This window comes from Blastococcus sp. SYSU DS0552, from assembly GCF_054050815.1.
This window is the reverse complement of sequence record NZ_JBJHAB010000001.1, coordinates 21,754-46,297: the sequence shown is the minus strand read 5'-3', so window position 1 is coordinate 46,297 and position 24,544 is coordinate 21,754. Positions and strand designations below refer to the sequence as shown.

Genomic DNA, 24,544 nt, shown 5'->3' with positions numbered 1-24,544 from the left:
CACCGGCCACCCGGGTCGGGTTCGTCGCGAAGGACCCCTGGCACCCTGCGATCCGCCGCGAGCAGATGATCGCCCGGGAGCTGGTCCGCCGGGGCGGCGACGTCCGCTTCGTCCAGGCCCCGGCGGACGCCCACCGGGTGCGCACCGACCCGGGGAACTGGTGGCGGCACCTGCGCGCGGCGCGGTTCGCCGAGGTCTGCGACGGCGTCACCGTGACCGAGCGCTCCACGGTCCTGCCCGGCTCCCGGGGAGCCCTGTCCGAGCGGGTGGACGCCGCGCTCCTGCGCGCCTTCCTCCGCCGCTCGGGCTGGGCCGAGGACGTCACCGTCCTCATGCTGCCGTGGGACTGGCGGGCCACCCGCGGCCTCGGTGGCCGCGTGGTCTTCGACTGCACCGACGACTGGGCCCGGCTCCTCCCGCACGCCCGCAACGTCCCGGCCCAGCTGCGCCGGATCGCCGACGAGGCCGACGAGATCGTCGTGGTGAACCCGGTCCTCGCCGGGCTGTTCCCGGGGCGGCGCCCGGTCGTCGTGCCGAACGGCACCGACGAGGCGCTGCTGACCGCACCACGCTCCGCCCCCCGCGCGGAGCGGCACGCCGTCTACGTGGGCAGCGTCGCGGAGCGCTTCGACGTCGAGCTGGTCCGGGCCGTGCTCACCGCGCTGCCCGACTGGACCCTCGCCGTGCACGGCCAGCTGGTGTTCCCCGAGCGCTCGGCCCCGGCCCGCGCCCGCTTCCTCGCGCTCGAGGGCGAGTTCCCCGGGCGCTTCACCTACCGAGGGCTGACGCCCCGCGACCGGCTGCCGGCCGTGCTGGACGCCGCCCGCGTCGCCCTGGTCCCCGACGTCGCGGCGCGGGCGCTGGGGCAGTCGTCGATGAAGACCTACGACTACTCCGCCCGGGGCCTGCCCGTGGTGGCCACCGCCGGGCACCTCGAGCACTCCGGGGAGGTGCCGCCGCACACGGCGGTCGTCTCCGGCGCCGACGAGATGGTCGATGCGCTCCGCGCGGCCGCCACGGAGCCACCGGGCCGGGCCGACGAGCGCCGGGCCTGGGCGGCGGGGCGCACCTGGGCCCGCCGGACCGACGACTGGCTGACCGCGGTGACCGGCCGGCCGGCCGGCACGGTCTCCCCGCCGGTTTCGGTCTAGGGCCGCTCCGCGCCGAGCGAGCGGACGACGCGCGCGGGGTTCCCGACGGCCACCACGTCCGGTGGCAGGTCACGGGTGACCACCGAGCCCGCCCCCACGACCGTGCGCGCGCCGACTGTGACGCCCGGCAGCACGATCACGCCACCGCCGAGCCAGACGTCGTCGCCCAGGGTGATCGGCGCCCCCTGCTGCCAGCCGGCCCGGCGGAGCCCGGCGTCCACGGGGTGGCCGGCGGTCAGCAGCTGGACCCCCGGGCCCAGCTGCACGTGGTCCCCGAGGGTGATGGGCCCGACGTCGAGGAAGATCCCGCCCCAGTTGACGAAGCAGAACGCGCCGACGGAGATGCGGTAGCCGTAGTCGCAGCGGAAGTCCGAGCGGATCGTCGTGCCGCCGCCCACCGACCCCAGCAGCTCGGTGAGCAGGGTGTGCCGGGTCACGCCGTCGGACTCGGCGTTGTAGCGGGCCAGCAGAGCCGCCGCCCGCCGGCCGTCGGCGGCGAGGTCGGGGTCGTCGGGCCGGTAGGGCCGGCCCGACAGCATCCGGTCCTTCATCCCGCCCATGCCCGCCACGCTAGCCAGCCCGCCGCGATAGGTTCGACCGGTCCGTACCGAGCCCGGAGGCCCGCGATGCCCGATGTCCTGCTCGTCCTCCTGGTCGTGGTCCTCGTGGCGCTCGCCGCGCTCGCCGTGGTGGTCCTCGTGCTGCGCCGGCGGAACCTCGCCCGGGCCGCCGCACCGCGGCCCCGCGTCGACCCCCTGGCCGACGAGCCCGACGTCTACGACCCGCACGCCATCGGCGTCGGTGACGTGATCACGTACGCGGGCGTCGACCACGTGGTCCGCGGCACGATCGTCCTCGAGGAGGGCGGGATGACCTGGCGCGAGCACCTGCTCGACGGGTCGACCGGCCGCCGCTGGCTCACCGTCGAGGACGACGAGGGCGAGCTGGAGATGACGCTGTGGATGCGGCGGGAGGGCACCAACCTCACCCCCGACGGCGACGTGATCCTCGACGACCGGGTGCACCGCCAGATCGAGCGCGGCCGGGCCGCCTACACCGCCGAGGGCACCACCGGCACCCCGCCGAGCGGCACCGTCGAGTACGCCGACTACGCCACGGCGGACAAGACCGGGCTGCTGGCCTTCGAGCGCTGGGCACCCACCCAGTCCTGGGAGGTCTCCACCGGCCGAGCCGTCAGCCGCGGGGAGCTCACCGTCTACCACCGCACCCCCGGCGCATGAGCCTGCACGTGCTGGACGTGGAGCCGCGCGACGTGTCCGCGACGGCGCTCGGCCTGGTGCTCGACGGGCCCCTGGCCGAGCCGCTCGCCCGGCTCCGGCTGGACGACGGTCGGGGTGGCTCCATCACGCTAGGGGTGCTCGGCGCCTCGCACGTGGTCACCGCCGCCGTCCCCGGCTCCCGGCTGACCGAGGAGGTCTCCTGCGACGCCGTCGGCGCCGGCGGCGACCCGCTGCCCCGGAGCACGCGGTCCGGCGGCTACACGCTCACCTCCTCGGTCACCACCGTGACGCGGGCCGAGCTGGACGTGAACGCTCAGCGGCTGCGGGACCGGGGCGGCGCGGACCCGGCCTGGCTCTGCGGCGCGTTCCCCGGGGGGGCCGGGGCCCTGACCGCCCTCACCGCGCGGCCCCTGGCCGGGGGCGGGTGGGCGTGGCGGACCTGGCACCTCTACCCCGCCGGCGACACCGGCGAGGTCGTCACCACACGAACCAGGTGGACGCCATGAGAGATCTGCACCGGGTGGTCGGCCTCCTGCTGGCCGCCGCCGTCCTCCTCGCCGGCTGCGGCACCGGCACGCGCATCCGCGACCACCTCGAGAGCACCTACGAGCGGACCGAGATCATCGGTGACGCCGCGGTCTACGCCTCACCCGACCCGGTGGGCACCACGACCGCGGCCATCGCCGACGCCGTCCCGCCCGCGGAGCGGCAGGCCGACGGCGGCAACGAGTACCTGCGGTACGACGACGACATCGTCATCGTCAGCGCCGCGACCGCCGGCAGCACCGTGCGCGTCGAGGACCTCGACGGCCGGTACCGCAGCGGCTTCTTCGCCTTCCTCGGGCCGGGCTTCCGGCCGGGCTCCCCCGCCGGCACGGGCGGCGGCGGCGGCCCCGGGGACGCCAAGTGATCCCTCCCGTGCACGCCTCCACCCCCTCCGAGACCGGGAGCGACCCCACGTGACCTCGACCTACCAGGCCCTGGAGTTCGGCCACGTCGACGCCGATCTGCTGACCCAGGGCGTCGTGGCGACGCTGCTGTTCTTCGTCATCGGGGTCGGCGTGCTGGCCCTCGGCTTCCTCGCGCTCGACCTCATCACCCCGGGGAACCTGCGCACCCAGGTCTACCTCGACCACAACCCGAACGCGGCGATCCTGCTGGCCGCCAACCACCTCGCGCTGGCGATCATCGTGGTCACGGCGATCATGACCAGCGCCGACAACCTGGGCCAGGGACTGGTGGACACGGCGGTCTACGGCCTGGTCGGGGTGCTGCTGCAGGCTCTGGCCCTGCGGGTGCTGGACGCGATCATCCCCGCCGACCTGCGCGCCCTGGTGAACGAGCCGCGGATGCGCGGATCGGCCTGGGCGGTCGCCGTCAGCCTGGTGGCGATCGGCGCGGTCAACGCCGCCGCGCTGTCCTGAGGCCATGACGGCGTCCGCACGAGAGGTGCCGGCGGCAGGGCCGGCCGCGGCGGGCGGCGGAGTGCGCTCGCGCCCCCTGCTGCTGGCGGCGGTCGCGGTCTGCGCGGCGTGCGGGCTGATCTACGAGCTGGTGCTGCTCACGCTGTCGGCGAGCCTCACCGGCGGCGGGATCACCCAGACCTCCCTGATCGTGGCCGGTTTCGTCGCGGCGCTCGGCGCGGGCGCGCTGCTGGTGAAGCCCTTCCTCGGGCACGCCGCCGCGACGTTCGTCGCCGTGGAGATCCTGCTCGGCATCGTGGGTGGGTTGAGCGCGGTGACCCTCTACGTCTCGTTCTCCTTCTACGGGACCAGCAGCGCCGTCCTGGTGACCGGCACCGCCGTGATCGGGGTCCTCGTGGGTGCCGAGGTGCCGCTGCTCATGACGCTGCTGCAGTCCGGGCGCAGCGGCATCGACGCGCGCGGTTCGGGCACGCTGCTCGCCGACCTCAACGCCGCCGACTACGCCGGCGCCCTGCTCGGCGGCCTGGCCTGGCCGTTCCTGCTGCTGCCCCTGGCCGGCCAGATCCGGGGCGCTGCCCTGACCGGGGTGCTCAACCTCCTGGCGGCCGCGGTCGTGGCCGCCTTCGTCCTCCGCGGGGAGCTCACCCCCCGTGCCCGCCGCACCGCCACGGCGGCGCTGCTCGCCGCGGCCGCCGTCCTCGGGGTGCTGCTCGTCCGGGCCGGTGACATCGAGACCACCGCCCGGCAACGGCTCTACGCCGACCCCGTGGTGAGCGCCCAGCGGTCGCCCTACCAGGAGATCGTGCTCACCGAGCGCGGCGACGACCTCCGCCTCTACCTGGACGGCGACCTGCAGTTCTCCAGCCGCGACGAGCACCGCTACACCGAGGCGCTCGTCCACCCGGTGCTCGCCCGCGATCCCGGGCGGGTGCTCGTCCTCGGCGGCGGGGACGGCCTCGCCGCGCGCGAGGTGCTGCGCCACCCGACCGTTCGCGAGGTCGTGCAGGTGGAGCTCGACCCCGCGGTCGTCGACCTGGCGCGGACCCGGCTGGCCGACCTCAACGCCGGCGCGCTGGACGACCCGCGGGTCGACGTCGTGCTGGACGACGCCTTCCGCTGGCTGCGCTCCCCGGCCGCCGCGGGGTTCGACGCGGTGATCGTGGACATGCCCGACCCGGACACCCCGGTGCTCGGCCGGCTCTACTCGACCGAGTTCTACGGGCTCGTCGGCGCCGCCCTGGCGCCCGGCGGGCTGGTCTCGGTGCAGGCCGGCAGCCCCTACTCGACGCCGACCGCCTTCTGGCGCACCGTCTCGACCCTCGACGCCGCCGGGCTCGCGGCCACGCCGTACCACGTGCACGTGCCGAGCTTCGGCGATTGGGGGTTCGCCCTGGCGCAGCCCGGCGCGACCCCGCCCGGGCTCGCCCTCTCCCCCGGCGCCCCGCCGCTGCGGTTCCTCGACGACGCGGTCCTGGCGGCCTCCGGCGTCTTCCCCGCCGACCGGCGCCCGCAGCACCTGGAGCCCTCCACCCTCGACCGACCGCGGATCGTCGACGACATGCGCAGCGGCTACGTCGGCTGACGCATGTAGCGTTCTTCTCCTGGGCCGCCCTTCCGGGCCGCTCGTCCGGGTCGCCTGCCCGGACCCGCTGGACGCCGCCCGAGGGCCGGCCGCCGCGGACGCAGACCGAACGAGGAGAGTGCCACCGTGGCCGCCGTCACCGACGCAGCCGAACGACACGAGGCCGGCCGGGCCGCACAGTCGGCCCTCGCCGAGGCCACCCGCCGGCGCACGTTCGCCGTGATCAGCCACCCCGACGCCGGCAAGTCCACGCTCACCGAGGCCCTCGCCCTGCACGCCCGCGTCATCGGCCAGGCCGGTGCGGTGCACGGCAAGGCCGGCCGCCGCGGCACGGTGTCGGACTGGATGGACATGGAGAAGGCGCGCGGCATCTCCATCACGTCGGCGGCCCTGCAGTTCGAGTACCGCGACGCGGTGATCAACCTGCTCGACACGCCCGGGCACGCCGACTTCTCCGAGGACACCTACCGGGTGCTCACCGCCGTCGACGCCGCGGTCATGCTCATCGACGCCGCCAAGGGTCTCGAGACCCAGACGATGAAGCTCTTCGCCGTCTGCAAGCACCGCGGCATCCCGATCGTCACCGTGGTCAACAAGTGGGACCGCCCCGGCAAGGACGCCCTCGAGCTCATGGACGAGATCGCCGAGCGCACCGGGCTCACCCCCACGCCGCTCACCTGGCCGGTCGGCATCGCCGGCGACTTCCGCGGCGTGCTCGACCGCAGGGACGGCACCTTCCGCCGCTTCACCCGTACCGCCGGCGGCGCGACGATCGCGCCCGAGGAGCTGCTGAGCGCCGCCGACGCCGCGGCCCAGGAGGGCGACGTCTGGCAGCAGGCGCAGGAGGAGGCCGAGCTGCTCGAGGCCACCGGCGCCGAGCACGACCAGGACTCGTTCCTCTCCGGCGTCACCACGCCGGTGCTGTTCGCCTCCGCGGTCTCCAACTTCGGCGTCGGTGCGCTGCTGGACACGCTGGTCGACCTCGCCCCCGCGCCGTCGGGCCGGCCCGACGCCGAGGGCGTGGTCCGCGGCCTGGACGAGCCGTTCAGCGCCTTCGTCTTCAAGGTGCAGTCGGGCATGGACGCCGCGCACCGCGACCGGCTCGCCTACATCCGCGTCTGCAGCGGGGTGTTCGAGCGCGGCATGGTCGTCACCCACGGCCGCACCGGGCGCCCGTTCACCACCAAGTACGCCCAGCACGTGTTCGGCCGGGAGCGGGAGAGCATCGAGACCGCCTACCCCGGCGACGTCGTCGGGCTGGTCAACGCCTCGGCCCTGGGCGTCGGCGACAGCCTGTACGTGGAGCGGCCCGTCACCTTCCCGCCGCTGACCACCTTCGCCCCGGAGCACTTCGCCGTCGTCCGCAGCCAGGACACCGCCAAGCACAAGCAGTTCCGCAAGGGCATCGAGCAGCTGGACTCCGAGGGCGTCGTCCAGGTGCTGCGCTCGGACCGCCGCGGCGACGGATCCCCGGTCCTGGCCGTCGTCGGGCCGATGCAGTTCGAGGTCGCCACCCACCGCATGGAGCACGAGTTCCACGCGCCCGTCGCCCTGGACCGGCTGCCCTACAGCCTGGCGATGCGAACCGACGAGGAGTCCCTTCCGCTGATCGCCTCCTCCGGCGGCGTCGAGGTGGTACGGCGGACCAGCGGCGAGCTGCTGGCGCTGTTCCCCGACAAGTGGGCGCTGCGGATGCTGCAGCAGCGGCACCCGCGGGTGACCCTCGAGCCGCTGGTGGCCGCCCAGCTGGCCTGAGCCCGGCCGCTCACGGCCGGAGCGCGTCGTAGACCTCCTCGGCCCGGTCGAAGACGAAGAAGTGCCCCTCCCCGGGCAGCCAGTGCGCCGAGCAGCGGGGCAGCATCGCGCTGAGCACCTGACCGAGGACGACGGGGACCTGCCAGTCCTGCGTGCCGTGCCACAGGTGCACCTGCTGGCGGACGGCCGACAGCGGGAACCCCCACGGCCGGAACAGCAGGGCCCGGTCCTCGGCCAGCACCGCGCTGCCGTTGCGCAGGCCCTCGGCGAACGTGTCGGCGAGGATGCGCCGGACGGCCGGGCGCCCGATCACCCGCCGGTCGGCCGCGTTGAGCCGCAGCTGCAGGTAGCGCGGGATCGTCCGCGGCCGCAGCCCGACCGGGGCGAGCACCGGGCGCAGCACGGCCGCCAGCCGGGCCGGACGGTGCACGGCCGCCCGCAGCTGCCGCGGAATCCAGCGCGGCCAGGGCCACGGCACGTCCGGCGGGGGTGCGCCGCCGAGGATCCCGACGGCCGACACGCGGTCTCCCAGCGCGTGCGCGCAGGCCAGCGCGTAGGCGGCGCCGCCGGAGAGGCTGAGCACCGCGCACCGCTCGATGCCGAGGTGGTCCAGCAGCTGGGCGACGTCGTCGGGCCAGTCGGCGACCCGGCGGCCGGGGTGCGGGTCCGAGCGCCCGAAGCCGGGACGGTCGGGGACGATGAACCGGACGCCCCACCGCCAGTAGTCCTCCGGGTCCTCGACGTGCCGCTCCAGCCGGGAGCTGGGCGACCCGTGGCAGCCCAGCACCGGCCGGCCCGCGGGGTCGCCGTGCTCCGCGTACGCGAGCGTACGGCCGTCACGGAGCCGGATGCTGCTCTCCCGTAGTTCTGGTCGGCTCTGCATGCCTGCGCCCCTACCCGGGCCGGGCGGAACCCCACCGTCCGGGCCGGCTCCGCGCCCACGCGCGAGGCCGCACCCGACGCACTGCCCCAGCTCCCGGCGGGAGCCGCGGGCCGCGCCCCGGATGCCGGTGGGCGGCGCGCACCCGGGCGGAGGTGTGCCCGTGATCTCCGCGGGTAGCCGCCGAGGATGCCAACGTCGAGACAGCCGTCGACCGCCAGCGTGCTGGGACGGAGCGTGCTCGCCGGCATCGCCGGCACCGCCGTCATGACGGCCTTCCAGGAGTTCGTCGAGATGCCGTTGACCCGGCGGGGCGAGAGCTACGCGCCGGCCGACTTCGCCCAGAAGGTGCTGCCCGTCGACCCGGAGACCGCGCAGGGGCGTCGGCGGCTGAACTGGGTCACCCACTTCTCGCTGGGAGCGATGTGGGGTGCCGCCTACGGCGTCGCCGCGCTCCGGGGAGCCCGTGGCCAGCAAGCGGTGCACGCCGTCTTCGCGGCCGTCTACCCCGGTGACGTGCTGCTCAACTCCGCGCTGGGGCTCTACCACCCCACGCGGTGGTCGATGCGTGACCTGGTGGTGGACGTGGTGGACAAGTACGTCCAGGCGCAGGCCACCGGGGCGGTCTTCGACCGGCTGCTCGATCCCGCCGGACGGCGCTGAGCGGAGACCTTCGTGCGCCCGCGTCCCAGCCGTGCTGGTGCGCCCGGGCGCCCAGCGGATTCAGGAGGCCAGGTGGCCGGCACGGAAACGGCACGACAGCGGGTGGCGATGGTCACCGGGGCGAGCAGCGGGCTGGGGCGGGCGGTGGCGCTCCGGCTGGCGAAGGACGGGTACCGCGTGGCCCTCCTCGCGCGGCACGCCGGTGACCTCTCCGCCGTCGAGCGCGACGTGGAGCGAGCGGGTGGGACGGCTCTGAGTCGTGCGGTGGACCTCGCCGACGCGGCCGAGACCCAGACCGCCGTCGACGAGGTCGTCGCGGCCTGGGGATCGGTGGACGTCCTGGTCAACGCCGCCGGCACCGACGTCCCCGGGACCGTCGAGCAGACGACGGTCGAAGAGTGGGACCGTGTCCTCGCGGTCAACCTGCGCGCCCCCTTCGTGCTGAGCAAGGCCGTCTTCCCGCACCTGCGTGCTGCCGGCGGAGGCACGATCGTGAACATCTCGTCGGTCGCAGGGCTGCGCGGGTGGGCGAACGCGGCTGCCTACTGCTCCTCGAAGTTCGCCCTGACCGGCTTGACGCAGTCGCTGGCCGCCGAGGGGCGGGAGCACGGCATCCGGGCGTGCGTGCTCTACCCCGGCGCGATGGCGACGTCCTGGGGTGCGTGGGATCCGGCGGACCGCCGCACGACCGGCCGCGAGGGCGCGGAGAAGCCGGCCACCGAAGCTCTGCCGGCCAGTCACGTCGCCGACCTCGTGGCGTGGGTGGTCGGCGCCCCGGACCACCTGGTGCTCAACCAGGTCACGGTGACGCCGCTGCACGAGCAGGGCTGGCCGTGACCGCAGCGGCGGGCACCGCCGGCCACCGGCCGCGCTTGCTAGCTTGCAGGCATGGCGATCGATCCCCGCGGTGCGGACCTGAAGCGCTACCTGCAGGAGGACCCCGGCGGGCCCGTCGTGATGCTCAACCTGCTCCGGTTCGCCGAGGGCGGCCGGGAACTCTACGCGCAGTACGCCGAGGCGCTGAACAGCACCTTCCTCCCCCGCTACGGCGGCGAGGTGCTCTACGCCGGCGACGGCTCGACCTCGCTGGTGGCCGAGGACGGGCAGTCCTGGGACGCGGTGCTGCTGGTCCGCTACCCCTCCCGGGAGGCGTTCAGCCGCATGGTCGCCGACCCCGAGTACCAGCAGGTGACGGAGCTGCGCACCCGCGCCCTCACCGAGGCCGTGCTGCAGGCCACCACCGCCTGGTGACCGGCTGCGGCCTCAGTGGCCGCGGAACGCCTCCTCCAGCCACCACGACGGCTGCTCGCGGGTCACCTTGGCGTCGACGAGCAGCGGCGCCGTCCGGGGGCCGGCCAGCCAGACGGCGACCCTTTCGAGGTCGGCGGGCCGCCGGACGGTGACCGCGGCGTAACCGTGCCCGCGGGCGATCGCGGCGAAGTCGGTCTCCGGGAAGCGGACGGTGTCCAGCGGGTGCCCGTGCGGGCCGAAGTGGTGCACCTCGGCGCCGTAGCCGGCGTCGTCGTAGACCACCACCACCATCGGCAGGCCCAGCCGGACGACGGTCTCCAGCTCGGCGGCCCCCATGAGTGCGCCGCCGTCGCCGAGCGCCGCCACCGGCAGCCGGTCGGGGCGGGCCAGCGCCGCGCCGATCGCCGTCGCCAGGCCCAGGCCGACGGACTGGAACGCCTGCGTGAAGCAGAAACCCTGCTCGTCGGGGACGTCGAGGAACATGCTCGGGTAACCCATGAAGTTGCCCGAGTCGACGGCGACCACGCGCTCGGTGGGCAGCAGGTCGTCCAGCGCGACGGTGAGCGCGCGCGGGTCGATCCGCCCGCCGTCCCCGCCGTCGCCGTACGGCTCGTCCCGCCAGCGGCCGCGGGCGGCCAGCGCGGCGCGCACCTCCGGCGTCCGGTAGCCGCCGGTGACCGGCTCCCCCAGCCGGGCCGCGGCGGCCTCGGCGACGGCGCGCACGTCGCCGACCACGCCGAGGGCGATCTCCCGCTGGGCCCCGAGCGCGTCGGCGTCGAGGTCGACCTGGACGACGGTCGCGTCGCCGGCGATGAGCCGGCCGTGCCGCATCGTCCACATGTTGAGCTGGCAGCCCCAGCCGACGACCAGGTCGGCGCCGGAGATGAGCTCCGCGGCCAGCGGGGTCGCGAACCCCCCGGAGACGTCCAGGTCCCATGCGCTACCCCGGAACAGGCCCCGGGCGACCGCCGAGGTGGCGAGCAGCGCGCCGCAGCGCTCGGCGAGGGCCTCCAGCGCCGCCCGGGCACCCCGTGCGCCACGGCCGGCCACGAACACCGGCCGCCGCGCCGCCCGCAGCGCCTCCGCCAGGCGGTCCACCTCGGCGTCGGCGGGCACCGCGGGCGGCCGGTGCGGTGCCGGCGGCGCCTCGCCCTCCTCCGCCGCGAGGGACTGGACGTCCAGCGGGAGGTTGAGCACGACCGTGCGCCGCTCCAGCCGGGCGGCGTCCACCGCGGCTGCGGCGCACGCCACCGCGTCCGCCGCCGAGGTCACCCGCATCGGCGCCGCTTCGACGGCCGTGGCCAGGGCGAACTGGTCGACGAAGAAGTTCGACCGCGGCGAGGTGGCCTCGGCGGTGAGCACCACCAGCGGGGTCCGGCTCTTCGCGGCCTCGGTGATGCCGGTGAGCGCGTTGGTGAGCCCGCAGCCCTGATGCAGGCTGAGCACCGCCGGCCGGCCGGTGGTGCGGGCGTACGCGTCGGCCATCGTCGCCGCGCCGCCCTCGTGCCGGGCGGCCACGTACCGGGCCCCGGCGGTGACCATCGCGTTGGTCGCCACGAAGTTGCCCGAGCCGACGACGCCGAAGACCGTGTCGACCCCGCGCGCGACGAGCGTCTCCCCGACGGCCGCCGCGACCGTGCGCCCGGGAACCCGGGTCATCCCCGCTCGACCAGCGCCAGCACCCGCGACGGCGAGCCGGAGCCGGAGACGATCGGCAGGGGGGCCACCACGAGCAGGGCGCCGGTGGGCGGCAGCAGCGCGAGGTTCTGCAGCTGGGTGAGCCCGTACTTCCCGCTGCCCATCAGCGCCGCGTGGCAGGGGAACGGCGGGTCGAAGGAGTGCGCGGCGCCGGCGTCGGTGCCCACGGTCTCCACACCCAGCCCCAGCACCGGCGACTCCTCGGCCAGCCAGCGCGCGCACTCCACGGACAGGCCGGGGGTGTGCGGGCCGGTGTCGTCGGCGTTGAGGAACTCCTGCTGGGAGGCCGACCGGGCGTCCCAGCCGGTGCGGTAGAGCAGCCAGCCGCCCTCGGGCAGCGGCCCGTGCTCGGCCTCCCACGCGCGCACGTGCTCGACCTCGAGCAGGAAGTCCGAGTCCTCGGCCGCCTGCGCGGAGAAGTCGAGGACCACCGCCGGGGCGATCAGCCGGCGGGCGGGCACCGAGGCGACGTCGTCGCCGTCCCGCCCGCTGACCCAGTGGTTGGGCGCGTCGAAATGCGTGCCGGTGTGCTCACCGGTGCGGAAGTTGTTCCAGTACCAAGCCGGGCCCCGGTCGTCGTACCGGCTCAGCTCCTCCAGCTCGAACCTCGCCGTCTGGGCGAACTGCTCGGGCAGCTGGATGACCGGCGTCTCCGCCGACAGGGGCGCGGTGAGGTCGACGACCTCGACCCGCGCGCTGACCAGCGCCTCGGCGAGGCTCGGGAGGATCGGCATGGCGGTCCCTTCGCAGGCGTGCGGAACGGCCGTCAGCCAATCACAGCCGTCGCGGCGCGTCAGCGCTGCTTCGGGATCATGATCCAGAGCCCGATGTAGACGATCTCGCCGACCCCGAAGAGCCCGAAGAGCACGAAGGCGATCCGGACCAGTCCGGTGGAGACGCCGAACCGGTTGGCCAGGGCCGCGCAGACCCCGGCGATCATCTTCTGCGAACGTGGCCTGACCAGCGGTGATGTCATGACGGAAGGCCTACCCGACCCCGGGCGGCCGGACACGTCGGCGAGCACGTTCACGCCTGCTGGACCAGGCGGAGCACCGCCTCGGCCACGACGTCCGGCCGGTCCGCGGGCACGAAGTGGCTGGCGTCGTCCACCCAGGTGAGGCGCGCGCCGGGGATGTCGTCGGCGAGCCGCTGCCCGTACCGCGACTTCATCTGGTGGTCCTGGCGGCCCCACACCACCTCGGCGGGCATCTCCAGCCGGGGCAGGAACGGGGCCACCGTCTGGGTGTACACCGAGTCCAGCGACCGCAGGTGGCGTGCGAGCTGCGCCGGGCCGCCCGGGCGGGCCCACGGCGCGACGAAGCGGTCGATGAACGGCGTGGCCCGCTGCTGGTGGACGAAGAGCGAGCGCAGCGCCGGGCGCAGCGCGCTCGCGAGCAGCGGCGGCGGGAGGAGCTGGAGGGCGGGCCAGGTGCCCTTCATCGCCCGCACCAGGGGAACCGGCCACCCGTCGTAGCAGACGCCGTTGACCACACCGAGCCCGGCGACCCGGTCCGTGGCGGTGGTCGCCAGGATCTGCGCCACGCCACCGCCCAGGTCGTGGCCGACGACCACCGCCCGGTCCACGCCGAGGGTGTCGAGCAGCCGCAGCAGCCGCGCCGCCTGGGCCGCGAGGTCGACCGGGTGGTCGCCGGAGGGGTCGGAGTCGCCATAGCCGAGCATGTCGACGGCCAGCACCCGGGCCGAGGCGGACACCTCTGGGACGACGTCCCACCACAGCCGGGAGTTGGTGGGGATGCCGTGGACCAGCAGGACCGCCGGCCCCGAGCTCCCGGCTTCCCAGACCTCCAGCCGGTGATCGCCGACCTGCACCGTGCGCGCCGCTCCGATGGGTAGCTCCATGAGCGGTCACTGCCCACCTGCCCGTCTCGCTGCACGTGGCCTCGGTCTCGTCCGGTGGTACCGGTGGTGGCTATCCGGGCGCGCGCGGGGTAGGGACCCCTGCCATGGATGCGATCACCTTCGGTAAGGCCGGCCTCAAGGGCTGGCGCGCGCGTGTGGCCGACACCGTGGCCGGGCCGGTGGCCCAGCGGACGTCGGTCACGGACGACCAGGTGCGGGCGGCGATCGGGGCGGTGTTCCTGGTGCTGTCGGTGATGTACGTGGCCAAGGCGGTGAAGGACCTGGCGACCAGCCGCTGAGCCGGCGTCAGCCGGCCAGCACCGCCCACCCGTGCGCCGGCACCCGCACCCGGGCTCCGTCGGAGCCGGGTGCGGAGACGTCGGCCGCCCCCGACAGCACCGCGCCCGCCCGCGGCGCCGGCAGCTCGGCCGGGCCGTCGGCGACCGAGAGGGCCACGACGAGCCGCTCGCTGCCCGCCACCGCCTCGTAGACGACCGTCTCGTTGGTCAGGTGCAGCGTCCGCGTGCGGGCAGCGTGCAGCCAGCGGTGCCGGCGGCGCACGCCGATGAGCTCCTGGTGCAGGTGGTAGACGGGCAGGCCGACCGGTGAGAGCTCGGCCGGCGAGCCGGGGAACGGGGGCCGGACGGCGTCGTCGCCGCCGGCCCGGTCCTCCTTGACACCGCGGAAGGCGTGCTCGTCGCCGGCGTAGACCGAGGGCGTCCCCCCGGTGGTGAGCAGCACGACCAGGGCGTGCGCGAGGTGGCGGTCGTCGCGCAGCCGGCTGGCGATGCGCGTGACGTCGTGGTTGCCGACGAAGGTGTAGGGCACGAAACCCTCGAGGAAGCCGCGGTGCCGGTCCAGCGCCGCATCCAGCTCGAAGAAGTTGCGGTCGTTCAGCGCGCTCCAGATCGCCTTCCACAGCTCGTACTGGGTCACCGAGTCGAGGGTCGACTCGTCGACGAACCGGCGGTAGTCGCCGTGGATGACCTCACCCATGAGGTAGGCCCCGGGATGCCGGGAGCGCACCCGCCCGGCCACCTCCGCCCAGAACGACGTCGGGACGGCGTACGCCGCGTCCAGCCGCCAGCCGTCGGCGCCGCGGTCCAGCCAGTGCGACATCACCTCGGTGACGTGGTCGACGACGGCCGGCGACCCGTGGTCGAGCGCGACCAGGTGGCGGTGGCCCTCGAAGTCGTCGTGGTCGGGCTCCGTGCCCGGCGTCCACACCTCCGGGCCGCCGGGCCAGCGCAGCCGGAACCACCCCGCTGTGGCCGCGGCCGGACCCTCCGCCAGCACCCGCTGGAACGCCGGGTGCCCCCGGCCCACGTGGTTGAAGACGCCGTCCAGCAGCACTCTCAGGCCGCGGGACCGGCACTCCGCGACCAGGGCGTCGAAGTCGGCGTCGTCGCCGAGCCGGGGGTCGATGCGCAGGTGGTCGGTGGTGTCGTAGCCGTGGGTCTCCGCCGCGAACACCGGTCCCAGGACCAGGCCGGAGACGCCCAGCCGCAGTGCGTGGTCCAGCCAGGGGACCAGCCCGCGCAGCCGGTGGCGCAGCGGCTGGCCGGGTGTGGTCTCCCGCTCCGCCCCGACGAAGCCGAGGGGGTAGACGTGCCACCAGATCGCGTCGTGCACCCAGCCGGGTTCGCGGGGGCCCGGAAGAGTCATACCGACGATGCTCGCGCACCGGTCCGAGACGTCCGCCGGCCGGGTCGCCCACCGGAGGGGCACCGCCGACCCGGCCGCGCCCGGGAGAACCGCAGGAGGAGTAGTGTTCTCCTCGGTCGCTGTTGCGCCTCTGCTTTCGTTCTCGAACGTCCGCGGTCGTCTCTGCCTGACGTTCCTCTCGGTCCTGCCGGTCGGTGCGGCGGCCCCGCACCCGGTACGTACCTGTGCGGTCACCTCCCAGCACGGAAGAAGAACGACATGGCTCAGGGCACTGTGAAGTGGTTCAACGCGGAGAAGGGCTTCGGGTTCATCGCCCAGGACGGCGGCGGCGCCGACGTCTTCTGCCACTACTCCGCCATCACCGGAAGCGGCTACAAGTCCCTCGACGAGGGCCAGCAGGTCGAGTTCGACGTGACGCAGGGCCAGAAGGGCCCGCAGGCGGAGAACGTCCGCGCTCTCTGATCGACGCGTGAGGAGGGGGGCCGCGGCGCTGCGCCGTGGCCCCCTTCGCGCATCGGTGCCGGGCGATCCGCGCACCGGCTCCGACGAGGAGCGCCGCAGGCGCCCCTCGACCACGACATCGAGGGAAACCCCATCGCCACACGCTGCGAGGACGTCCATCTCGGTTGCTCCTGCCGGGGGGACGAGACGATCCACGAGGAGAGCTCCCGCGCGCTCCGCGAAGCACGCGCCAGCTCCGAGGGTGCGGTCGAGTGCCCCGAGTGCGGCGGGCCGACGACTCCGCTGTGCATCGTCTCCTGGGGGAACTGCCGGGCCTGCCGGACCGCGCACTCCCGGTCGACCCATCCCCTGCGCTGGTGAGCCCGCAGCCCTCGGCTCCCTGAAGCTGCTGCATCGCAGGTGTTCCGACCCCGCCGTGCAGCATCCCCGGCCGGACGTCGCCGCCCCACCTGCAGCGGTGGCGACGGCGTCCGGCCGGGGAACCAACCCGCACCGGCCGGCTCGGGCGCAGGTCACCCGCCACCGTGCCGGGCGTCGTCCCCGACGGTCACCGGCACCGCTCAGCCGGTTGCCAGCCACTCGACGGCCTCGCGGGCCACGTCGGGCGGCACGGCGTGCGGCCCGTCGAACTCCCGGTAGGTGACGTCGTAGCCGTCGTCCTCCAGCGCGGGGACGATCCGGCGGCTGGTCCGGTCGATCGGCAGCACCTCGTCCGCCACGCCGTGGGACACGAACACCGCCGGGCGCCCCGAGCGCGGCGCGGACGGCACGAAGCCCGGCGAGAAGGCGACCACGTGCGAGAACAGACCGCCGTTGGCCAGGCCGAGCCCGAGTGCGTAGGACGCACCGTCGGAGAAGCCGGCCACGGCGATGCGCCCGGGATCGACCGGCAGGGTCGCGAACACCTCCTCCAGCGCGCGGTCGATGCGTGTGACGTCCGGGCCGAAGCCGCCGCCGACGGCGTCCCACGTCGAGGACTCCGAGGACGGCGCGAGCAGCACCAGCCCGTGCTCCTCGGCGAGTGGGCGCAACAGGTCCAGCCCCGCCGCCGCGTCGCCGCCGGCGCCGTGCAGGCTGACGACCAGCGGCACCGGCTCCCCCGCAGGCAGGCCGGGGGGCACGTGCAGCAGCGCCCCACCGGTGCCGGCCAGCTCGCGGGTGCGGGCCCCGGGAGGCTCGTCGGGCGCCGCCGGCGGTTGTGCCGGCCGGGCGCCGAGCGAGGCGCCGTTCCCCGGCGCCGCCTCCTGCCCGCCCCGGCCCTCCGTCCCGGACCGCCGCTCGGCCCCGCAGGCCCCCAGCAGACCGCCGAGGGCCGCCGTGACGCCGGCCGCGAGCACGGTCCGCCGATCGGGCACCGGTCCGCCCCGCCTCAGAGACCGACCGCGACGGTCGCCGCGAGCTCCCGGCAGGCCTCCAGCTCCGCCGGGCCGGGCGCGCCGGTGAGGCTCAGCGGCGCGGCCACCTGCTTCCAGCGCAGGGCCCCGGTGATCCGCTCGATGCTGCGCAACGCGCCGGCGGTGTCGTCGTTGCCGTGCACGTAGACCCCGAACGGCAGGCCGGCCGTCGCCTCCAGGCAGGGGTAGTAGACGGTGTCGAAGAAGTGCTTGAGCGCCCCCGACATGTAACCGATGTTCGCCGGGGTGCCCAGCAGCACCCCGTCCGCGGCGAGCAGGTCGGCCGCCCCGGCCGAGAGCGCCGGCCGGAGGGTCAGCTCGACGTCGTCGACGAGGGCGGCGCCCTCCCGGACCGCTTCCAGCACTGCCTGCAGCGCCGGCGAGGGGGTGTGGTGGACGACGAGGAGACGGGCCATACCGGCATTCTCGATCCCGACCGACCCAGAGCACCACCACCGCCGCCCGCGGCGTGTGAGAGTGATGGCGTGCATCTGGTGCTCGAGTACGTGCTGGCCGAGGACTACCTGGACCGTCGCACCGCCCTGCGGGCCGACCACCTGGCGTTGGCCCAGGCGGCGCACGAGCGCGGCGAGCTGCTGCTGGCCGGCGCGCTGCCCGATCCGTACGACCGTGCGCTGCTGGTGTGGACGGCGCCGCGCGAGGCGGTGGAGGGGTTCGTGGCGCAGGACCCCTACGTCGCGCACGGCCTCGTCTCGGCATGGTCGATCCGGCCGTGGAACGTGGTCGTGGGCTGACCCGGCAGGTCAGCCGGCCGCACCCTCCCCGTCCGGACGCAGCTGCCGGTACACGCGGGCCAGCTCGGGTAGCTGGACGTGGGCGTTGAGCCCGCTGGGGTTCGGCACCACCCAGGTCACGACGCCGCCCACGCGCTCGGGCTGACGGCCGGCGACCGCCTGGGGCCGGCCGAAGCCCTGCCGCCACGCCGTGATGCCCAGGACCGCGAGCACCCGCGGCCGGATGCGGGCCACCAGCCGCTCCAGCGCCTCCGCGCCGGCTCGCAGCTCCTCGACCGACAGCTCCGCGGCGGTGCGGCTCGGGCGGTCGGCGACGTTGGTCACCCCCAGCCCGTACCGGAGCAGCTCGCGGTCCTCCTCGGGGCGCAGCAGCCGGGGGGTGAACCCGGCGAGGTGGATCGCCGGCCAGAACCGGTTGCCCGGCCGGGCGAAGTGGTGGCCGGTCTCCGCCGACATCAGCGAGGGGTTGATCCCGCAGAAGAGCACGTCGAGGCCGGGCGCGACGACGTCGGGCACCGGTTTGGCGTACGGCTGCCCTGCGGCGGGCGGGAGGGCGGACACGGCCCCATCCTGGTCGCTCGCGGCCCGCCCGGTCAGCGGTAGGTGAGCAGGTGCCGCCGGTCGCCGGTGACGTGCGCGTGGTCGTTGAACCCCAGCAGCGACAGGCCGGAACCACCCGCCACCACCGAGGTGATCCCGACGTTCACGGCGGCCCGGTTCAGCGCCACCACACCCTCGGCCCGGGCGCCCAGCAGGCCGGCCACCACAGCGGCGATCACCCCGGCGGAGCTGACGACGACCGCATCACGCCCCCGGGGCAGGCCGGCGGCCAGCCCGCCGACGGCCGCGAGGGCCCCGCTGGAGAAGGCCGGCCAGCCGTCGGCGTCACCGGCGGCGATCCAGGACCGCAGCGCGCTGTCGAGCAGCCGCTGCACCTGCCGCGACCCCGAGTCGCCGACCGCTCCCCCGTCCCCCGGGTAGCGCTTCAACAGGTCGAGGTGGTCGTACTCGTCGAGGCGGGGGTCGACCTGCTCGGGGGCTGCCCAGCCGGCCGCCGCTGCCAGCAGCGCCGCGGTGTCCCGCTGCCGGCGCAGGGTGCCGGAGACGACCACCGGGTCGCGCAGGTCGCGCCGGCGCAGCTCCTCCCCCACGCAGCCGGCCTGCTCGCGACCGAGCTCGCTGAGCACGTCGTAGTCCTCGGCGCCGAAGGAGGCCTGCCCGTGCCGGACGAGGCAGATCAGCGGCATCCGGCCAGCCGTTCCGCGCGCTGGAGCAGGACGGCGGCGGCGATGCCGAAGTGCGCGAAGCGCGGGTTGGTCGTGTGCCCGGAGCGGTACCGCGCCCAGATCTGCTGGATGATCACCGCGAGCCGGAACAGCCCGAACACCTCGTAGAAGGCCCAGTTCGCCGGCTGCAGCCCGGTCCGGGCCAGGTACCGCTCGACGAGCTGCTCACGGGTCGGCATCCCGGGCAGGGTGCTCGGCTGCGTGGCGACCAGCCCGAACTCCTCGTCGTCGTCGGCCGTCACCCAGTAGGCCAGGGAGGCACCGAGGTCCATGAGGGGGTCGCCGACGGTGGCCATCTCCCAGTCGAGGACGCCGGTGATGCGCGGCGTGCCGGAGAGGTCGAGCACCAGGTTGTCCAGCTTCCAGTCCCCGTGCAGCAGACTGGCCCGCACGTCCTGCGGCTGGTGTGCCGCGAGCCAGGCCATCAGCTCCTCGGCCGGCGGTACGTCGTCGGTGAGCGCGTCCCGGAACCGCCGCGACCAGCCCTCGACCTGCCGGCGGACGTAGCCGGGGCCCCTTCCCAGGTCGGCCAGACCGGCCTGGTCCACGTCGATGGAGTGCAGGTCGGCCAGGGTGTCGTAGGCGGTCTCCCCCAGCACCCGCGCCTGCTCCGGCGAGATCTCCACGCCCTCGGGGAGCTTCCGCCCCAGCACGACCCCGCGCAGCCGCTCCATCACGTAGAAGTCGCTGCCGATCACCGCCGGGTCCTGGCAGAAGGCGTGGATCTCGGCGACGACGTCCAGGTGCGGGCGCAGCCGCTGCTGCACCCGCACCTCGCGGCCCATGTCGTGCGCCGAGGCGGCCTTGTGCCCGTGCGGCGGCCGGCGCAGGACGAGCTCCAGGTCGCCGTAGTCGAGGAGGTAGGTGAGGTTGCTGGCCCCGCCGGAGAACTGCCGGACGGCGGGTGCGGAGCGCCCCTCGACCACCGGCACGCGCGGGGTCAGCCAGGCGTGCACGGCATCGACGTCGAAGGCGTCCTCGGGGCGGACATCGCGCAGGCCGCTCGTGTTCTCGCTCATCGCACCCATCCCACCACGGCCGCGGCGGCGGCCGTCCGGGGGCGCCGCTCGCCGCGGGTCGGCCGAGCCCGGGGCTGGTAGCGTCCGGGGCGGGTCGAAGCTCCGGCCCGAGCAGCGCCGTCACGGGCGCCGCGGCGCCCCGGAGCTCCCCGTTCCTGGCACCGGGGGCCCGGGTGGGAGTTCCCCATGGGTCCGCACGACATCGCACTCCCCGCCCCCGAGGGTGGCCCGTTCCTCCTGTCGGTCGACCCGTCCGCGGCCCGGGTGACGGTCCACGGGGAGCTGGACCGGGAGCACGCGCACCTCGTCCTCGACGCCCTGGCGACGCTGTCCGTCGCGGACGGCACCCACTGGACGCTCGACGCGGGCGGAGTGACCTTCTGCGACGCCGAGGGCCTGCGCGTGCTGCTGTCCGCACACTGCCTGGCGCGCGGTCGAGGCGCCCAGCTGGAGGTGCTGCCCAGCCCGTGCGTCCACCGGCTGGTGATCCTGGTGGGGCTCGACCAGTTGCTGGAGACGCCTCCTCCGCCACCGGCCGTCAGCGCCGACGTCGCGGAGACCCGGCGCACCCGCCGCTCGCTGGCCGCGGTGCGCGACCCCAACCGCCGGCGGTCGACCCCGGACCGGACGCCGTTCGTCAGCTGACCGGTGCGCCGCGGGTGGGCACACCGGGGACCGTCACTGGACCGGCGCCTCCGGTGGCGGCAGCCGGTGGACGAGCCGCTCGTCGACCGACACGACACCGGCGACGCCGGTGAGCTCCCGGACGCTGCCGGGCGGCACGGAGCCGGTGATGATCCCGAGCCCGTCGAGCACCTGGTCCACCCGCATGCCGCGCGCCCGCAGCCCACGCACCACGCCGTCGAGCGCGGACAGGTGCCCGTCGTCCACGGTCACGCTGACCTGGGTCATGGCGCGCAGAGTACGCGGCGGCGACTCAGCGGGGGGCGACGGCGAGACCGCTACCGGCGTCGGCCGAGGGCTGGAGCAGCCGTTCGCTCTCCTGCAGCAGGGTGGCCCACAGCTCCAGGCCGCGCCGGCCGGTGGCCTCCGCCCACAGAGCGGCGACGCCGGCGACGTGCGGGGCGGCCATGCTGGTGCCGCTGATCGTCCGGTAGCGCTCGGGCATGGGCCAGGCCGAGTACACGTCCACACCCGGACCGGCGACGTCCACCTGCCCGCCGCGCCCGGGCAGGCTGCGCGCGGAGAAGTACGCCGTCTCCAGCGACCGGTCCACTGCTCCGACGGCCAGGACCTCGACGCTGTTGGCCGGGGCGCCGACGAAACCCGGGTCACCCGCCCGCCGGTCGGCATTGTTGCCCGCTGCCGCGATGACCAGCGAGCCCCGCTGGAGCGCGCGACGCCCCGCCGCCGAGTACGGCGGGTGGGCAGCCGCGACATCGGCCCCCAGCGACATGGAGACGACCGGGCAGCGGCTGGTCACCGCCCAGTTGATCCCGGCCAGGATGCCCGCGTCGGTGCCGCTGCCGTCGTCCCCGAGGACCTTGCCGGCGAAGACCTCGGCCGCGTGGGCGATGCCGTAGCGCGGCCCGGCGGGCGGCGTCGCCGGCCCGCAGGCGGTGCCGATGCAGTGCGTGCCGTGGCCGTGCCGGTCCTGGGCGTCCTCCCCGGCGACGAACGACCGGGCGATCACCGCCCGGCCGGCGAAGTCGGGGTGCGCGAGGTCGAAGCCGGTGTCCAGCACGGCCACCCGGATGCCGCGGCCGGAGTACGGGGAGACGTCGGCCCGCACGGCCTGCACCCCCCAGGTGGCCTGCGCGGTGTCCTCGAAACGCGCGGCCGGCCCGGCGGGGCGCTCGTCCGCCGCGATCAGCCGGCCGGTCAGGTCGGCCACCCCGTCCCGGTAGCCCCGCGCGTAACTGCCGGCGTCGGCGGGGAGCGCGTGGTGGACCAGCTCCGGCGACACGGAGAGGAACCGCCGGGCCGACGCGGCCTGCAGGTCGTCCAGCCGGGCGGGGCCGGCGACGACGGCGATGCCGAGCGCCGCGAAGACGGTGGCGCCCGCCTCGCGGAGGGTCTCCGGCGGCACGTCGCCGTCGGCGAAGTCCCGGGAGTCGGCGACGTCGCGCACGCCGGCCCGCGCCCAGTCGACCGGGACGTCGTCCTCCGGCGCGTCGGCGAACACGACGACCTGCCGGCCGGTGGTCCGCGGCGGCGGCAGGGCCGCCCCGGGCCGCACGCTGCCCTGGTTTCCCGGATCGGTCACTGCGCCTCCCCCGTCGGGACGTCACGGGGCGGCCGGGTGGCACAGCGCCCGCTCCTCGATCACCGGCCGTCGCGACCGGTCGACCCAGCGTGGCGGGAGGGAGCGGACCGGGCAACCCGGGGAGCGCCCGCCGGTCAGCCCTGGACGACCGCCGGGTCCATCCACATGACCTCCCAGACGTTGCCGTCGGGGTCGGCGAAGCTGGCGCCGTACATCGCGCCGTGGTCCTGGGCGGGCAGCCAGGGCTTGCCACCGGCCGCGATCGCGTCGGCGACCAGCCGGTCGACCTCCTCGCGGCTGCCGGCGGACAGGCAGGTCAGCACGGAGGTCGCCTGCGCCGGGTCGCCGACCTCGCCGGTGACGAAGTCGGCGAACCGCTCGCGGGTCAGCAGCATGACGTGGATGTTCTCCTCGATCGCGTAGGAGACGCAGCGGTCGTCGGAGAACTGGTCGTTGCGCCGGAAACCGAGCGCTCCGTAGAAGGCGTCGGCGCGGTCGCGGTCGGCCACGGGCAGGTTCACGAAGATCATGCGCACGGTGAGCTCCTCCGGTTCGGGGCGGCCCGCCGTCGTCCGCGGCGGGCTCGTCAGCTAGGACGGGGCCGCCGCCGGGAACTCATCGGTGGGGATCCCGGCGCCCCACCCCGGACCGCGCCTCACCCCGGGGCGGCGGCCGCCCCGGCCGGCCGGGGCCGGACCTCGCGCGGCCCCCCGATCTCGTGACCGTCCCCGCAGACCACCGCGACCCGCACCGGCGCGCCGCACTCGCGGTGCTCCAGCGCCAGCGGGGCCGGCCCGTCGGCGAGGTAGCGGTCGCCCCACTCCATGAGGGCCACCAGGGTCGGGTACAGGTCGCGCCCCTTGTCGGTGAGCCGGTACTCGTGCCGCTGGCGCTCACCCTCGGCCCGGTACGGCTCCCGGCTGAGCACCCCCTCGCGCACCAGGGTGGCCAGCCGGTCGGTCAGGACCGCCTTGGGCGCCCCCAGGGCCTGCTGGAGGTCGGCGAACCGGCGGACACCCAGGAACGCCTCCCGCAGGACGAGCAGGCTCCACTTCTCCCCCACCACGGCGAGCGTGCCGGCGACGGAGCAGCGGGACCGGTCGAACGAGGCGTCGCTCACAGTGTGAGCATAACCATGCTGGGTTCACTTGCCGAACTTCGCGTCGAAGAGCAGAGTTCGTGGTGCGAACCCAGGAGGCGGACGGTCTCCGGCCGGCCCGCCCGGCCCCCTGCAGCGCTCGCACCACCACCGCTGCTCCGGAAGGACCCGCCATGACCCGCCTCCGCACCGTCCTCGCCCGCCGGCACGCCGTCCGCGCGCACCTGCGCGACGAGCGGGCGCTGGCCCGGGCGCTCGCCACGGCCCCGACGCTCGAGTCCGCCCACGAGATCGCCGCGCTGGGCGCCCGCCGCTGATCACACCGGCGCTCCCGCCGTCGCGGGGGCGCCGCCGGTGCACGGCCCGGTGAGGTGGCGGTCGCGCGACCTCACCGGGCCGCCTGCCGTGCGCCACGGGATCAGCCGCGTACCTCCACCCGGCTCGCGTCGAGGTACGGCTCCCCCTCCCACCCGGCGTAGGCGTCATCGGGCAGATCGGTCCCCAGCTCTTCCTCCAACGCCACCAGCTCGAACTCCGCCGCCGGCTCGGCGGCCAGCGCCACGCGCTCGCCGGGCCGGAGGTCGGGCAGCTCCTCGTCCGCGATGACCAGGATCGGCTCGACGTCCTCGCCGGTCAGGGTGAAGGCCACCGGCGAGACGATCCGCTCCACCTCGCCGAGGAGCGTGACCTCCAGGCCGTCGTAGGCCTCGAGGTCCTCGCGGAAGGCGGCGGTGTACTCGCCGTCGTACGGGTCCTCGAGGTCGTCGGAGGCCCGGACGTCGACGTCGGCCGCCGTCGTGTCGTCCACGTCGTCCTCACCGCAGCCGCCTAGGACGCCCCCGGCGAGGGCGGCGGCCAGCAGGACGGTGGTCACGCGACGGTGGGACCCCAGGCCCCGGCGCATCACCGGGATCCCCCGTGCCGCGAGGCGGGATCGGCGGCAGGCGCCACGGAACTGGGCCAGCTGGTCGTCATGGCGGGTGTCCTCTCCGGCTCCGGTGCCGCCGCGGGGTTCCGCGGCGGAGCCTCCGGTTGCTGCCCCATGCGGCACGCGCCCTCCCCCGTGCGGGCCGTTCGTCACCGCATCGCAAAACGCTGCGGGCGCAGCGCCGTGCCGGTGTTGCAGGGACGT

Annotated in this window: 32 protein-coding genes; 15 read left to right on the top strand and 17 right to left on the bottom strand. The window is 75.3% G+C overall.

Going from position 1 to position 24,544, the window contains the following annotated elements; translation table 11 throughout:
• Positions 1-65: 65 nt before the first annotated feature.
• Entirely contained in the window at positions 66-1,151 is a 1,086-nt protein-coding gene (locus tag ACI8AG_RS00270; RefSeq protein WP_456595435.1) for a glycosyltransferase family protein, read from the top strand.
• Here ACI8AG_RS00270 and ACI8AG_RS00265 read toward each other — a convergent pair.
• On the bottom strand, positions 1,148-1,711 hold the full coding sequence (locus ACI8AG_RS00265) for a sugar O-acetyltransferase (RefSeq protein WP_456595434.1): 564 nt from the start codon (positions 1,709-1,711) through the stop codon (positions 1,148-1,150). The two genes, ACI8AG_RS00270 and ACI8AG_RS00265, sit on opposite strands and share 4 nt — an antisense overlap.
• Positions 1,712-1,777: 66 nt before the next feature.
• Between ACI8AG_RS00265 and ACI8AG_RS00260 the strand changes: the two genes are divergently transcribed.
• From ACI8AG_RS00260 to ACI8AG_RS00235, 6 genes are all read left to right on the top strand, one after another.
• Entirely contained in the window at positions 1,778-2,392 is a 615-nt protein-coding gene (locus ACI8AG_RS00260) for a DUF4178 domain-containing protein (protein WP_456589720.1), read from the top strand.
• On the top strand, positions 2,389-2,898 hold the full coding sequence (locus tag ACI8AG_RS00255; RefSeq protein WP_456595433.1) for a DUF2617 family protein: 510 nt from the start codon (positions 2,389-2,391) through the stop codon (positions 2,896-2,898). Before ACI8AG_RS00260 ends, ACI8AG_RS00255 begins: the two co-directional genes overlap by 4 nt.
• Entirely contained in the window at positions 2,895-3,302 is a 408-nt protein-coding gene (locus tag ACI8AG_RS00250) for a DUF4247 domain-containing protein (protein ID WP_456595432.1), read from the top strand. Before ACI8AG_RS00255 ends, ACI8AG_RS00250 begins: the two co-directional genes overlap by 4 nt.
• A 49-nt stretch (positions 3,303-3,351) precedes the next feature.
• Positions 3,352-3,816 (top strand): DUF350 domain-containing protein, encoded by a 465-nt coding sequence (locus ACI8AG_RS00245; RefSeq protein WP_456595431.1) that lies wholly within the window; start codon positions 3,352-3,354, stop codon positions 3,814-3,816.
• A gap of 4 nt (positions 3,817-3,820) precedes the next feature.
• The gene (locus ACI8AG_RS00240) at positions 3,821-5,398 is read left to right on the top strand and encodes a polyamine aminopropyltransferase (RefSeq protein ID WP_456595430.1); all 1,578 of its coding nucleotides are present in this window, start codon (positions 3,821-3,823) and stop codon (positions 5,396-5,398) included.
• Positions 5,399-5,524: 126 nt separating this feature from the next.
• The gene (locus ACI8AG_RS00235; protein WP_456595429.1) at positions 5,525-7,153 is read left to right on the top strand and encodes a peptide chain release factor 3; all 1,629 of its coding nucleotides are present in this window, start codon (positions 5,525-5,527) and stop codon (positions 7,151-7,153) included.
• 10 nt (positions 7,154-7,163) lie between these two features.
• Here ACI8AG_RS00235 and ACI8AG_RS00230 read toward each other — a convergent pair whose 3' ends face one another.
• Complete coding sequence (locus ACI8AG_RS00230; RefSeq protein ID WP_456595428.1) at positions 7,164-8,036, bottom strand: alpha/beta fold hydrolase; 873 nt, start codon at positions 8,034-8,036, stop codon at positions 7,164-7,166.
• A gap of 186 nt (positions 8,037-8,222) precedes the next feature.
• Here ACI8AG_RS00230 and ACI8AG_RS00225 point away from each other — a divergent pair, with 186 nt between their 5' ends.
• From ACI8AG_RS00225 to ACI8AG_RS00215, 3 genes are all read left to right on the top strand, one after another.
• Positions 8,223-8,696, top strand: a complete 474-nt coding sequence (locus ACI8AG_RS00225) for a hypothetical protein (RefSeq protein WP_456595427.1) — start codon at positions 8,223-8,225, stop codon at positions 8,694-8,696.
• 72 nt (positions 8,697-8,768) lie between these two features.
• Positions 8,769-9,533: an SDR family oxidoreductase gene (locus ACI8AG_RS00220; protein WP_456595426.1), complete on the top strand. Its 765-nt coding sequence runs from the start codon at positions 8,769-8,771 to the stop codon at positions 9,531-9,533.
• Positions 9,534-9,584: 51 nt separating this feature from the next.
• On the top strand, positions 9,585-9,947 hold the full coding sequence (locus ACI8AG_RS00215; RefSeq protein ID WP_456595425.1) for a DUF1330 domain-containing protein: 363 nt from the start codon (positions 9,585-9,587) through the stop codon (positions 9,945-9,947).
• Positions 9,948-9,959: 12 nt separating this feature from the next.
• Here ACI8AG_RS00215 and ACI8AG_RS00210 read toward each other — a convergent pair whose 3' ends face one another.
• From ACI8AG_RS00210 to ACI8AG_RS00195, 4 genes are read right to left on the bottom strand one after another with little or no spacing between them, the layout of a single operon-like run.
• Positions 9,960-11,606: a thiamine pyrophosphate-binding protein gene (locus tag ACI8AG_RS00210; protein ID WP_456595424.1), complete on the bottom strand. Its 1,647-nt coding sequence runs from the start codon at positions 11,604-11,606 to the stop codon at positions 9,960-9,962.
• Positions 11,603-12,379 carry a cyclase family protein gene (locus tag ACI8AG_RS00205; protein ID WP_456595423.1) on the bottom strand — a complete coding sequence of 259 codons (777 nt, stop codon included), beginning with the start codon at positions 12,377-12,379 and terminating at the stop codon, positions 11,603-11,605. Before ACI8AG_RS00205 ends, ACI8AG_RS00210 begins: the two co-directional genes overlap by 4 nt.
• A 59-nt stretch (positions 12,380-12,438) precedes the next feature.
• A complete protein-coding gene (locus tag ACI8AG_RS00200; RefSeq protein ID WP_456589731.1) occupies positions 12,439-12,621 on the bottom strand; it encodes a PspC domain-containing protein in 183 nt (60 codons plus the stop codon).
• 50 nt (positions 12,622-12,671) lie between these two features.
• Entirely contained in the window at positions 12,672-13,505 is an 834-nt protein-coding gene (locus tag ACI8AG_RS00195; protein WP_456595422.1) for an alpha/beta fold hydrolase, read from the bottom strand.
• A gap of 104 nt (positions 13,506-13,609) precedes the next feature.
• Here ACI8AG_RS00195 and ACI8AG_RS00190 point away from each other — a divergent pair, with 104 nt between their 5' ends.
• The gene (locus ACI8AG_RS00190; protein ID WP_456595421.1) at positions 13,610-13,804 is read left to right on the top strand and encodes a hypothetical protein; all 195 of its coding nucleotides are present in this window, start codon (positions 13,610-13,612) and stop codon (positions 13,802-13,804) included.
• A gap of 7 nt (positions 13,805-13,811) precedes the next feature.
• Here ACI8AG_RS00190 and ACI8AG_RS00185 read toward each other — a convergent pair whose 3' ends face one another.
• Positions 13,812-15,170 (bottom strand): alpha-amylase family protein, encoded by a 1,359-nt coding sequence (locus ACI8AG_RS00185; protein WP_456595420.1) that lies wholly within the window; start codon positions 15,168-15,170, stop codon positions 13,812-13,814.
• Positions 15,171-15,428: 258 nt separating this feature from the next.
• On the opposite strand from ACI8AG_RS00185, the gene ACI8AG_RS00180 reads away from it, so the two are divergent.
• Entirely contained in the window at positions 15,429-15,632 is a 204-nt protein-coding gene (locus tag ACI8AG_RS00180; protein WP_236826100.1) for a cold-shock protein, read from the top strand.
• Positions 15,633-16,192: 560 nt separating this feature from the next.
• On the opposite strand, the gene ACI8AG_RS00175 is transcribed toward ACI8AG_RS00180, so the two are convergent.
• Both ACI8AG_RS00175 and ACI8AG_RS00170 read right to left on the bottom strand, forming a co-directional pair.
• A complete protein-coding gene (locus ACI8AG_RS00175; protein ID WP_456595419.1) occupies positions 16,193-16,987 on the bottom strand; it encodes an alpha/beta hydrolase in 795 nt (264 codons plus the stop codon).
• Between the two features lie 14 nt (positions 16,988-17,001).
• Entirely contained in the window at positions 17,002-17,442 is a 441-nt protein-coding gene (locus tag ACI8AG_RS00170; protein WP_456589736.1) for an NAD(P)H-dependent oxidoreductase, read from the bottom strand.
• Between the two features lie 69 nt (positions 17,443-17,511).
• On the opposite strand from ACI8AG_RS00170, the gene ACI8AG_RS00165 reads away from it, so the two are divergent.
• Entirely contained in the window at positions 17,512-17,781 is a 270-nt protein-coding gene (locus ACI8AG_RS00165) for a YciI-like protein (protein WP_456595418.1), read from the top strand.
• 9 nt (positions 17,782-17,790) lie between these two features.
• Here ACI8AG_RS00165 and mug read toward each other — a convergent pair whose 3' ends face one another.
• From mug to ACI8AG_RS00150, 3 genes are read right to left on the bottom strand one after another with little or no spacing between them, the layout of a single operon-like run.
• Positions 17,791-18,342 carry a G/U mismatch-specific DNA glycosylase gene (mug, locus tag ACI8AG_RS00160; RefSeq protein ID WP_456595417.1) on the bottom strand — a complete coding sequence of 184 codons (552 nt, stop codon included), beginning with the start codon at positions 18,340-18,342 and terminating at the stop codon, positions 17,791-17,793.
• Between the two features lie 32 nt (positions 18,343-18,374).
• On the bottom strand, positions 18,375-19,028 hold the full coding sequence (locus ACI8AG_RS00155; RefSeq protein WP_456595416.1) for a histidine phosphatase family protein: 654 nt from the start codon (positions 19,026-19,028) through the stop codon (positions 18,375-18,377).
• A complete protein-coding gene (locus tag ACI8AG_RS00150) occupies positions 19,019-20,086 on the bottom strand; it encodes a phosphotransferase family protein (RefSeq protein ID WP_456595415.1) in 1,068 nt (355 codons plus the stop codon). Before ACI8AG_RS00150 ends, ACI8AG_RS00155 begins: the two co-directional genes overlap by 10 nt.
• 186 nt (positions 20,087-20,272) lie before the next feature.
• On the opposite strand from ACI8AG_RS00150, the gene ACI8AG_RS00145 reads away from it, so the two are divergent.
• On the top strand, positions 20,273-20,731 hold the full coding sequence (locus ACI8AG_RS00145) for an STAS domain-containing protein (protein ID WP_456595414.1): 459 nt from the start codon (positions 20,273-20,275) through the stop codon (positions 20,729-20,731).
• A gap of 33 nt (positions 20,732-20,764) precedes the next feature.
• Here the strand turns inward: ACI8AG_RS00145 and ACI8AG_RS00140 are convergent, their stop codons facing one another.
• The 4 genes from ACI8AG_RS00140 to ACI8AG_RS00125 form a co-directional block, all read right to left on the bottom strand.
• Positions 20,765-20,998 carry a hypothetical protein gene (locus ACI8AG_RS00140; RefSeq protein ID WP_456589742.1) on the bottom strand — a complete coding sequence of 78 codons (234 nt, stop codon included), beginning with the start codon at positions 20,996-20,998 and terminating at the stop codon, positions 20,765-20,767.
• Positions 20,999-21,023: 25 nt separating this feature from the next.
• Positions 21,024-22,313, bottom strand: a complete 1,290-nt coding sequence (locus ACI8AG_RS00135) for a S8 family serine peptidase (protein ID WP_456595413.1) — start codon at positions 22,311-22,313, stop codon at positions 21,024-21,026.
• Between the two features lie 134 nt (positions 22,314-22,447).
• Positions 22,448-22,843: a VOC family protein gene (locus ACI8AG_RS00130; RefSeq protein ID WP_456589773.1), complete on the bottom strand. Its 396-nt coding sequence runs from the start codon at positions 22,841-22,843 to the stop codon at positions 22,448-22,450.
• A gap of 125 nt (positions 22,844-22,968) precedes the next feature.
• A complete protein-coding gene (locus ACI8AG_RS00125) occupies positions 22,969-23,433 on the bottom strand; it encodes a winged helix-turn-helix transcriptional regulator (protein ID WP_456589744.1) in 465 nt (154 codons plus the stop codon).
• A gap of 152 nt (positions 23,434-23,585) precedes the next feature.
• Here ACI8AG_RS00125 and ACI8AG_RS00120 point away from each other — a divergent pair, with 152 nt between their 5' ends.
• Positions 23,586-23,729: a hypothetical protein gene (locus ACI8AG_RS00120; RefSeq protein WP_456589745.1), complete on the top strand. Its 144-nt coding sequence runs from the start codon at positions 23,586-23,588 to the stop codon at positions 23,727-23,729.
• Positions 23,730-23,830: 101 nt separating this feature from the next.
• Here ACI8AG_RS00120 and ACI8AG_RS00115 read toward each other — a convergent pair whose 3' ends face one another.
• Positions 23,831-24,286 (bottom strand): hypothetical protein, encoded by a 456-nt coding sequence (locus ACI8AG_RS00115; protein WP_456595412.1) that lies wholly within the window; start codon positions 24,284-24,286, stop codon positions 23,831-23,833.
• Positions 24,287-24,544: the final 258 nt, after the last annotated feature.